The sequence below is a fragment of the Streptomyces sp. SID10853 genome (assembly GCF_010548145.1).
Lineage (GTDB): Bacteria > Actinomycetota > Actinomycetes > Streptomycetales > Streptomycetaceae > Streptomyces.
On record NZ_JAAGLN010000035.1, the window covers coordinates 15,972 to 25,487 of the forward strand.

A 9,516-nucleotide genomic window follows, 5' to 3' on the forward strand; every position below is an offset into this window, starting at 1 on the left:
CCGCCACACCGGGGCCGCCGCACGGACGCGCCTCTTCCGCACCGGCCTCAGGCCGATGACGGGCTTGCAACGGTCCGTCCGAAGGGGGCGTCAGGACCGGCTCAGCCCTCTTCGCCGGTGCTTCGGTGCTCCACGACGGAGTCCGGACCCGGAGACATGATCGTCTCGTGTCCGTTCTCCGCCCGCACGCGGTAAGGCGGTGTGCCGTTGGCGCCCAGCACCTCAACGATCTCCACCACGTGGTCGTTCGCGCCCACGGTCCGGCCGTGGACCACAAGGCGGTCTCCCTCGCTGGCGTGCATCTCACCGATTCCTTTCGCTGGGGTCAGGACCGACTTCACCTCACCGCACGCCCGGGGCGTCACCGCGTCGGACACGTTCAGCCGAGGCGCGTTCACCCGTTCACCCGTTCACGCGCTGCGGAGGTCCCGGTGTGACGTGTCTCAGGCCCGCCGCCCGCCGTCGACCGACATCGCGATCCCGGTGACGTAGGACGCGGCGTCCGAGCAGAGCCAGACCGCCGCTGCCGCCACCTCCTCCGGCGCGGCCAGTCGGCCGAGCGGGGTGATCGCCGTCTGCCGCGCGACCATGTCGGTCCCGGCCGCTACTCTGTCGAACCCGGCGGTGCCGGTCGGTCCCGGGCAGACGGCGTTGACCCGGATGTTCTCCGGCGCGTAGTCCACCGCGGCGGCCTTGGTGAGCCCCACGACCCCGTGTTTGGCGGCCACATAGGCGGGGGCGTGCGGGATCGCGTACAGCCCGCCGTTGGAGGCGATGTTGACGATCGCGCCACCGCCGCCGAGCAGCGGCAGCTCGTACTTCATGCACAGGAAGGTCCCGGCCAGATTGACGTGCACCACGCGCTCGAACTCGTCCAGGGGCAGCCGGTCGAGCTGCCGGTGGTGCGAGGCCATACCGGCGTTGTTCACGGCGAAGTCGAGACCGCCGTACGCCGCGACCGTACGCTCGACGGCTGCCCGCACGGAGTCCTCGTCGGCGATGTCGACGGCGGCGGTCAGCGCTTCCCCGCCGGCCTGTCTGATCATTTCGGTGGTCTCGGCCGCAGCACGCTCGTCGATGTCGAGCACGGCGACCGCGGCGCCGCCGCGGGCGAACTCCAGCGCCGTCGCGCGGCCGATCCCGCTGCCGGCCCCGGTGACCAGCCCCGCTTTCCGGGAACCGGCGCTCATACCAGCGCCTCGTGGTTCGCCCAGGCGACCCGGTACGGGTGCCGCGACTGCCAGCGGCCGATGACCTCGTGCAGGCCGGGCGAGGCGAACGCCTCCGCCAGCGCTTCGGCGTCGGGGAGTGAGACCTGCACGATCGCGGTCGCGATCAGCGCCGGAATGGCCTCTTCGCCCGGGACGGGGAGATGGCGCCGGGCCGCGAACGACTGGACGAGACCGGATTCGAGCATGGCCCGTTCGATGTCTGCGAGGTATTGGTCGAGCTCGGTGTCGGGCAGCGGCTGGTCGAAGGCAACAATCATGGTGTGTTTGATCATGCGTCCATCCTTGACGGCGTACGCCACCGGCGTCCAAGACCCGTTCGTTCTTCAGCGATAACCTGGAGGCATGGTTGAACTGGAGACCCGGGAGCTGGAGTACTTCATCGCTCTCGCCGACGAGCTGCACTTCGGCCGGGCCGCCGCCCGGCTCTCGATCGCTCAGCCGGCGCTGTCCAAGGCGATCCGGCGGATCGAGACCAGGCTCGGCGTCCAGCTGTTCATCCGCTCCAGCCGCCATGTCGAACTCACCTCCGCCGGGGCGGCGTTGCGGGAACACGGGCGGCATGCGCTCAACGCGGTGAGCGCCGCCGTCCGGAGTGCGCGGCGCGCCGGCGACACCCAGACCCGTCTGCGGCTCGTGCTCAAGCCGGGCGGCGACGCCGGCTTGCTGTCCGGGATCCTGGCCGAGTACGCCCAACAGCCCGACGCCCGCCGGGTGGACATCCTGTTCAGCGGCGCCGCCGACCGCACCGACTTCCTGCGCGACGGCCGGGCCGACGTCGGGCTGCTCTATGCGCCGTTCGACGATCTGGAGGGCCTGGACCACGAGACGCTGCTCGCCGAGGACCGGGTGGCCATCGTCCCGTCCGGGCACCGGCTGGCCGGGCGCGCCACGGTGAGCATGTCCGATCTGGCGGGCGAGACGCTGCCGCGGTGGAAAGGGGTCCCCGGGGGCGACGGCACGGGCCCCGAGGTCGCCGATGTGGTCCAGCTGTTCCAGATGATCACGGTGCGCCGGATGATCGGGGTGCTGCCGCGCTCGCTGGTGGAACCGGCCCCGCCCGGCCTGGTCCGTGTCCCGGTGGCCGACGCGCCGCCCAGTCGCCTGGTGCTCGCCTGGAACGAGCAGGACCGCCGACCGCTGGTCGCGTCCTTCGTGGCCGCCGTGCTCGGGTCGCGCCGGCACGCGACCCGAGCACGTGCGGACGGACCTGGCGGGCAGGCAGCCCGGCCCTGACGACGCGCGCCGCCTGCCGGAGGCGGCCCGCTCATGAAGTGGCTTTCAGTCCGTCCAGGGACCCGTCCAGGGCGAGGCCGAGCAGGTGTTCGGCCTGCTCGCGCCGTTCGGGTCCCGCCGAGGCGAGGGCGATGCCTCCGAGAGCGGTGGTCGCGTCGGCGGTGATGGTGCTCAGCGAGGGCCTGCGCCAGGAGCCGGGGCCCGGCCCGGGGCACTGGGCCCGGGGGAGCGTTATTGCGAACGGGGCTCCCTGCCAGGTGAGTTGACCGGTCGCTGCTCACCGGATGAGGCTCTCCACCTCCGCCGAGAAGAGCCGGTCCACGTCGAAGTCCATGCCGTCGAAGTGGCCCGCGACCTCCAGGCCGACCAGGCCGTGCATCCGGGTCCAGGCCCGCAGCGCCCGCTCCTCCGCCGTGTCCGCCGGGCCGAGTTCCTCGCAGGCGGCCACCGCGCTCCGCAGCATCCCGTTCGCGATGACGCGGGTCTCCTCCGGCGCGGTGTAGCCCGGTACCGGGGTCCCGTAGATCAGCAGATAGCGGTCAGGATGCTCCTTCGCCCAGGCCCGCCAGGCGTACGCGAACCTGCGCAGCCGCGCTCCCCGGGCCTGCCCGGAACCGCCCGCCGTGCTGTCGGCCGCGGTGTCATCCGGGGTGCCCCCGTCCGTGGGCGCCGCGGCGCCTCCTGGCTCGTTGCCGGCCCGGGTCAGTGCCTCGGCGAGGTCGGTGTACGCGTCGGCGATGAGCGCCGTGAGGAGTTCGTCGCGGCTGGCGAAGTAGCGGTAGAGCGCCGGACCTGTCATGCCCATCGTTTTGGCGATCGCGTTGACCGAGATCCCGGCAGGTCCCGTCCTGGCCAGCTGTTCCAGGGCGATGTCCTTGGCTTCCCGTCTGGTCTGTTCCCGCAGGCGTGCGCGTCGGTCGACCGGCGTGGGGGGCGTGCGGGGAGGCGTGCTCTCTTCGCTCATACGGGGTCCTTTCATGCCGCGCTTGACAATCGATCGTAACAGCTTCACTCTGAAGTAAGAGGTTATAACGAAAAGCTGAAGCAATAACGGAAGGCGGTGGCGCGATGACGAACACCGATAAAACCCGCTCCCCGAAGGACGCCACGGTCACAGAGGTCGTCCTGCCGGGCATCGTGGAGCCGGAGGGCCTGGAAGTGCGGACCCGGCCGGTGCCCGTCCCCGGGCCCGGTGAGGTGCTGCTGGAGATGGAAGCCACCGGTGTCTCGTTCGCCGAGCAGCAGATGCGCCGGGGCAAGTACTACGACCAGCCGCCGTACCCCTTCGTGCCCGGCTACGACGTGGTGGGCACGGTCGTGGAGACCGGGCCCGGCGTGGACGGCGGACTGGTGGGCGGCCGGTTCGCCGCGCTGCTCAAGACCGGGGGCTGGGCGGACCGTCTGCCGGTCACCGCCGCTGATCTGATTCCGGTGCCCGACGGCATCGACCCGGCCGAGGCCGAGACCCTTGTCGTCAACGGCGTCACCGCCTGGCAGATGCTGCACCGCACCGCCCGGGTGCGGGCCGGGCAGACCGTGCTGGTGCACGGCGCGAACGGCGGTGTGGGATCCACGCTCGTACAGCTGGCGCTGCTCGCCGGAGTCCGGGTGATCGGCACGGCCTCGCCCCGCCACCACGAGGCCCTGCGCGCCCTGGGTGTCGTGCCCGTCGACTACCGGGCGCCCGGTCTGGCCGACCGGCTGCGGGCCGCCGCCCCGCAGGGTGTGGACGCCGTCTTCGACCATGTCGGCGGCGCCGGCATTGTCGACTCGTTCCGGCTGCTCGCGCCGGGCGGCGCCCTCGTGTCGTACGGCACCGCGGCCACCCGTGACACGCCGGGATCCGCCCGGCTGCCGGTGCTCCTGCTGTTCGGGCGGCTGGCCCTGTGGAATCTGCTGCCCAACCGCCGCCGCGCCACCTTCTACAACCTCTGGGCGGGCAGGCGGAGCGTGGAGGCGTTCCGGGCGCGGACCCGGACCGACCTGATCCAGGTGCTGGAACTGCTCGCCGACGGGTCGCTCACCGCACCGGTCGCGGCCCGGATCCCGCTGGACCGTGCGGCCGAGGCGCTGCGGCTGGCCGAGTCGGGAACGGTCTCGGGGAAGGTCGTCCTGACCCCGGTGCCGTAGCCGCCAGTGCCGTAGCTCCCGGCGCCGTAGCCCCCGGCCGTGGCTGCTGCCGGGGGCCAGGCGGCTCTGATGGCTGCAGGGGGACCGGTAAGTCCGGGACCGGCGGGACCGGCAAGACCGGGACCGGCGGTCACCGAGGGCCCGGCGGGCGCGGGACGACCCGGTCCCCGGCCCGCGCCCGCCGGTGGCCCCAGGAGCCCCGCACCACGGCCGGTCCACGGCGTCACGGGACGTAGTTGAAGGTGTCCGGGTCGGGGCCGGTGCGCTCACCGCGGTCCAGGCCGGTGATGGCGGCCATGTCCGCCTCGGTGAGCTCGAAGTCGAAGAGCGCGAAGTTCTCCTCGACGCGCGAGCGCGTGACGGACTTCGGGAACACGATGTCGTTGCGCTGAATGTGCCAGCGCAGCGTGACCTGGGCCGGGGTACGGCCGACCCGCCGCGCGATACCGGTGATCGTCGGGTCGTCCAGGACCTTGCCCTGGGCGATCGGCGACCACGCCTCGGTCGCGATCCGGTGACCGGCGCCGAACGCCCGGACCTCGTCCTGCGCCAGATAGGGGTGGACCTCGATCTGGTTGACGGCCGGCACGATCTCGGTCTCCTGCAGGAGCCGGCGCACATGGTGCGGCTGGAAGTTGGAGACCCCGATCGCCTTCGCGCGGCCCGAGCGGTAGATCTCCTCCATGGCCCGCCACGTCTCGACGAAGTCGCCGACACCGGGCAGCGGCCAGTGGATCAGGAACAGGTCGAGATAGTCGAAGCGCAGCTCGGCGAGCGTACGGTCGAATGCCTTGAGCGCGTCGTCATGGGCGTGAAAGCCGTTGTTCAGCTTGCTGGTGACGAAGACGTCCTCACGGGCAAGACCGGAGTCCCGTACCGCCTCGCCGACCTCCTTCTCGTTGCCGTACATCTCGGCCGTGTCGATGTGCCGGTATCCGGTCTCCAGGGCGGCCAGCGTCGCCGCCCTGGTGTCGGCCGGCTCGATCTGGAACACACCGAAGCCCAGCTGGGGGATCTGGACGCCGTTGTTCAGGCTGATGGTGGGAACCGCGTTCACAATCATTCCTTGCCTCGTCCGGATGATGCCTCGGTCAGGGGCGGCCCGCGCCGCACCCTGGGTCCAGGGTGCAACGGCGGAAGCCCGCTGTCGCATCGGCTGCCCGGCACAGCCGCCCCCATGCGGGGCACAGCCGGCTCCCGGCAGAGGCGCGGCGAAGACGGGGCGGTCATGGCCATTCCAAAAGAATGAAACACGTTCTACTGTGCCCCTCGATCCGACGCCGCACCGAGGAGGGGCCGTGCACCTCGAATACACCCCCGAACAGCAGCAGTTGCGTACCGAGCTGCGCGCCTACTTCGCCGACCTGGTACCGGACAACGCCTATGCGCGGTACGCGGACCCGGCGGCCCAGAAGCGCTTCTACCGGGAGACCGTCCGCCGTCTGGGCGGCGACGGCTGGCTGGGTGTCGGCTGGCCGAAGGAGTACGGCGGGCGCGGGCTCTCCCCGATGGAGCAGTTCATCTTCTTCGACGAGGCGGCCCAGGCGGGTGTGCCACTGCCGCTGATGGCACTCAACACGGTCGGCCCGACGATCATGCAGTTCGGCACCGACGAGCAGAAGTCGTACTTCCTGCCGAAGATCCTCAAGGGCGAGATCGACTTCGCGATCGGCTACAGCGAGCCGGACGCCGGGACCGACCTCGCCGCGCTCAAGACCCGCGCCGTACGTGACGGCGACGAGACCACCGGCCACTACACGGTGAACGGCCAGAAGATCTGGACGACCAACGGCGACACCGCCGACTGGGTGTGGCTCGCCGTCCGCACCGATCCGGCGGCCCCCGCGCACAAGGGCATCACCATGCTGCTGGTGCCGACCGACGACCCCGGCTACTCCTGCACCCTCATCAACACCCTGGCCTCGCACGACACCACGGCCAGCTACTACGAGAACGTCCGGGTCCCCGCATCCCGCCGGGTCGGTGACGAGAACAAGGGCTGGCGGCTGATCACCAACCAGCTCAACCACGAGCGCGTCACCCTGGCCGCCCACGGCACCATGGCCATCCGGGCCCTGCACAACGTCCAGCGGTGGGCCGCGGAGACCGAGATCGACGGAGGCCGCCGGGTCATCGACCTCGGCTGGGTACGCGGCCGGCTCGCCCGCACCCACGCCAGGCTCGACGCGATGAAGCTGCTGAACTGGCAGATGGTCAACGCCGTACAGAACGGCACGCTCACCCCGCAGGACGCCTCAGCGGTCAAGGTGTACGGCTCGGAGGCCCGCCGGGACGCGTACGCCTGGCTGATGGAGGTCATCGGCTCGGCCGGACCCCTCAAGGAGGGCTCGGCGGGCGCGGTGCTCCACGGCGAACTGGAGCGCGGCTACCGCTCGGCGGTCATCTTCACCTTCGGCGGCGGCAACAACGAGATCCAGCGGGAGATCATCTCCTGGATCGGACTGGGGATGCCGCGGGTGCGGCGTTAGCTGTGCTGTCTCGGGACGTTGGTTACGCGAAGTCGTCGAAGGCGGGCTGCTGCGAGACGTTCATGAGTGGTTCCGGCGGCTGGCGTACCAGGTGGCCAGGGAGCGGCGGGAGATCCCGGCTTCCGCCGAGGGGTGTGCGATCGCACACCCGCCGTCCACGCGCTCGCACAATCGGCGACGCCCTTCCGACATCAGCGGGTGGTGCGACGACCGTCCTCACGCTGCGGTGAAATCCGTCGGCTTGTCGATCTTCTTTGTGTTGCTGTCGGCGGAGGCCGCCGGTTCAGGGAGGCTGGGCAGGCGCAGGCAGAGAGGGACAGCGGCGGCGGTGAGGGCCACGCACCACCAGAATGCGTGGTCGAAGCCGTTGGCCAGGGCGCTGGGGGTGTGGGCGTCGCCGATGTTCTGCTGGAGGACGACGATGAGGATGGCGACGCCCACCGCGCCGCCGATCTGCTGAGCGACGCGGGTGATGATGCTGGCGTCAGGGATCTCCTCATGCTTCAGCCCTACGAAGGCGGCGCCCATGGGTGCGATCATGGCAGCGCCCAAGGCGATGCCGCGGATGAACAGCGCGGCCATGAGCAGGATTTCGCTGGTATCGGCGGTGACGAAGGCGAACGGCACGGTGGATGCGGCGACAAAGCCGAAGGCCACGAGGGCCACCGTGCGAGGGCCGACGCGGTCCATGTACTTGCCTGCCAGGCCGCGGGCGACGAGGGCGCCGACTCCCTGGGGGATGAGCAGCAGTCCGGCGCCGAGTGGGCTTGCGCCGTGGACCTGCTGGAAGTACAGGGGCAGCAGCATCATCGACCCGAACAGGGAGATGCCGCCGAGGAAGAGCAGGGTGGAGGACGAGGCCACTGAGCGGTGTCGGAACATCCGTACGTCGACCAGCGAGCCGGTGTCCCGGAGGAGCGCCCAGGCGATGAAGCCTCCGATCAGAGCAAGCCCGGCGAGCAGCGGGATGAGGACCTGGGCGCTGACGAAGGCCGTGCTGTCGCCGACCTGGGAGAGGCCGTAGACGAGGGCTGCGGAACCCGGGCACAGCAGGAGCAGGCCGACAATGTCCAGGCGGGCGCCGGGCCTGTCGGGTGCGGGTCGGTCGTCGGGCAGGTTGCGCCGGGCGAGCCACATGCCAACGAGGCAGAAGGGGATGTTGATGAAGAACAGCCATCGCCAGTTGGCCAGGTGGAGGATGAGACCTCCCAGGACCGGGCCGAGGATCGGACCGAGCGCCGTGGGCACGGTGATGATGGCCATGACCTTGCCGATGTTGCGGCCCTTGGCGGCCTGCATGAGCAGGGTGTACATCAGCGGCATCATGATGCCGCCTGCGAGGCCCTGGACGAGACGGAAGACGATCAGGCTCGCAGCGCTCCAGGCCAGGGCGCTCAGGAGCGAACCGACCAGGAACCCGCCCAGCGCCACGATCCACAGGCGCCGGCCGCCGATCCGGGACTGGGCCCATCCGGCGAGCGGGATGGTGATGAAGACAGCCAGCAGGTAGACGGTGCTGACCCATTGAATCGTTGACAGCGGGGCGTCGAAGTCTTTGGCCAGGCCGTTCAGGGCGACGCTGATGATGGTGGTGTCGAAGACGACACCGAGGGCGCCGACGATGAGGGTGATGGCCATGCGCAACACGGCGGGGTCTACGCGGCCGGTATCGGCAGGGGCGGGACCGGCGTCGTGGGAAGGGTTCACTGTCAACACCTTAGGATAGGGAGCTCTTTCTTATCCTGCTCAAGGTAAGCCGGTACCTTAAGAAAGGCAAATCTATCTACGACAGAGAGGGTGAGCGATGACTCAGCGCCGTCGCGGTGCAGCACTGGAGAAGGCGCTCCTCGACGCGGCCTGGGAAGAGCTCGTCGACAACGGCTACGCCAGATTCACCATGGACGCCGTCGGCAAGCGCGCGGGCACCAGCCCTCCCGTGCTCTACCGGCGCTGGTCGGACCGCGACCAGCTCATCCGGGCAACCATCGTCCACATCCTGGCGGCGTCCCGCCCCGCCGTTCCCGACAAGGGGAGTCTGCGGGAGGACGTCCTCACCCTCATGCGGGAGATCGGCACCACTCATGTGCAGCTGGTCACCGTGATGTACGCGCACCTGGCCAGCTACTACCGGGAAACCGGAACGAACCTCAGCAGCCTGTTCGATCCCGTCGCGTCGGGCCGCAAGCCGGCGCTCGACGCGCTCTTCGACCGCGCCGTCGACCGCGGCGAGATCAAGCCGGAAATCCTCACCGAGCGCATCAAGACTCTCCCCTTTGTCCTGCTGCGCCACGAGATCCTCTCGACCTTCGCCCCGGTGCCCGAGCACGTCATTGAGGAGATCGTCGACACGATCTTCCTCCCCTTGGTGCGTTGACTGCCCGCAGCAGCTCACACTCGATGACTTCGCGGCACCAACCTCACGAGACAGCACA

The 9,516-nt window shown here is 70.1% G+C and carries 10 protein-coding genes; 4 read left to right on the forward strand and 6 right to left on the reverse strand.

What is annotated here, in order from left to right; translation table 11 throughout:
* Positions 1–101 precede the first annotated feature (101 nt).
* The 3 genes from G3I19_RS10015 to G3I19_RS10025 all read right to left on the reverse strand — a co-directional run bounded on the left by G3I19_RS10015 (position 102) and on the right by G3I19_RS10025 (position 1,504).
* Positions 102–302, reverse strand: a complete 201-nt coding sequence (locus G3I19_RS10015) for a DUF1918 domain-containing protein (RefSeq protein WP_164262273.1) — start codon at positions 300–302, stop codon at positions 102–104.
* Positions 303–443: 141 nt separating this feature from the next.
* Positions 444–1,190: an SDR family oxidoreductase gene (locus G3I19_RS10020; protein WP_164262275.1), complete on the reverse strand. Its 747-nt coding sequence runs from the start codon at positions 1,188–1,190 to the stop codon at positions 444–446.
* On the reverse strand, positions 1,187–1,504 hold the full coding sequence (locus tag G3I19_RS10025) for a hypothetical protein (RefSeq protein WP_164262277.1): 318 nt from the start codon (positions 1,502–1,504) through the stop codon (positions 1,187–1,189). Before G3I19_RS10025 ends, G3I19_RS10020 begins: the two co-directional genes overlap by 4 nt.
* Before the next feature lie 70 nt (positions 1,505–1,574).
* Here G3I19_RS10025 and G3I19_RS10030 point away from each other — a divergent pair, with 70 nt between their 5' ends.
* Entirely contained in the window at positions 1,575–2,465 is an 891-nt protein-coding gene (locus G3I19_RS10030; RefSeq protein WP_164262279.1) for a LysR family transcriptional regulator, read from the forward strand.
* A gap of 277 nt (positions 2,466–2,742) precedes the next feature.
* On the opposite strand, the gene G3I19_RS10035 is transcribed toward G3I19_RS10030, so the two are convergent.
* The gene (locus G3I19_RS10035; protein WP_164262281.1) at positions 2,743–3,429 is read right to left on the reverse strand and encodes a TetR/AcrR family transcriptional regulator; all 687 of its coding nucleotides are present in this window, start codon (positions 3,427–3,429) and stop codon (positions 2,743–2,745) included.
* A gap of 104 nt (positions 3,430–3,533) precedes the next feature.
* Between G3I19_RS10035 and G3I19_RS10040 the strand changes: the two genes are divergently transcribed.
* Positions 3,534–4,595 carry a medium chain dehydrogenase/reductase family protein gene (locus G3I19_RS10040; protein WP_164262283.1) on the forward strand — a complete coding sequence of 354 codons (1,062 nt, stop codon included), beginning with the start codon at positions 3,534–3,536 and terminating at the stop codon, positions 4,593–4,595.
* 223 nt (positions 4,596–4,818) lie between these two features.
* Here the strand turns inward: G3I19_RS10040 and G3I19_RS10045 are convergent, their stop codons facing one another.
* Positions 4,819–5,652 carry an aldo/keto reductase gene (locus tag G3I19_RS10045; protein ID WP_164262285.1) on the reverse strand — a complete coding sequence of 278 codons (834 nt, stop codon included), beginning with the start codon at positions 5,650–5,652 and terminating at the stop codon, positions 4,819–4,821.
* A 241-nt stretch (positions 5,653–5,893) separates the two neighbouring features.
* Here G3I19_RS10045 and G3I19_RS10050 point away from each other — a divergent pair, with 241 nt between their 5' ends.
* Complete coding sequence (locus tag G3I19_RS10050) at positions 5,894–7,084, forward strand: acyl-CoA dehydrogenase family protein (protein ID WP_164262287.1); 1,191 nt, start codon at positions 5,894–5,896, stop codon at positions 7,082–7,084.
* A 216-nt stretch (positions 7,085–7,300) separates the two neighbouring features.
* Here G3I19_RS10050 and G3I19_RS10055 read toward each other — a convergent pair whose 3' ends face one another.
* Positions 7,301–8,722, reverse strand: coding sequence for an MDR family MFS transporter (locus tag G3I19_RS10055; RefSeq protein WP_164262289.1), 1,422 nt, complete (start codon positions 8,720–8,722; stop codon positions 7,301–7,303).
* Between the two features lie 166 nt (positions 8,723–8,888).
* Between G3I19_RS10055 and G3I19_RS10060 the strand changes: the two genes are divergently transcribed.
* A complete protein-coding gene (locus G3I19_RS10060; RefSeq protein ID WP_164262291.1) occupies positions 8,889–9,458 on the forward strand; it encodes a TetR/AcrR family transcriptional regulator in 570 nt (189 codons plus the stop codon).
* The last annotated feature ends 58 nt before the right edge of the window (positions 9,459–9,516 follow it).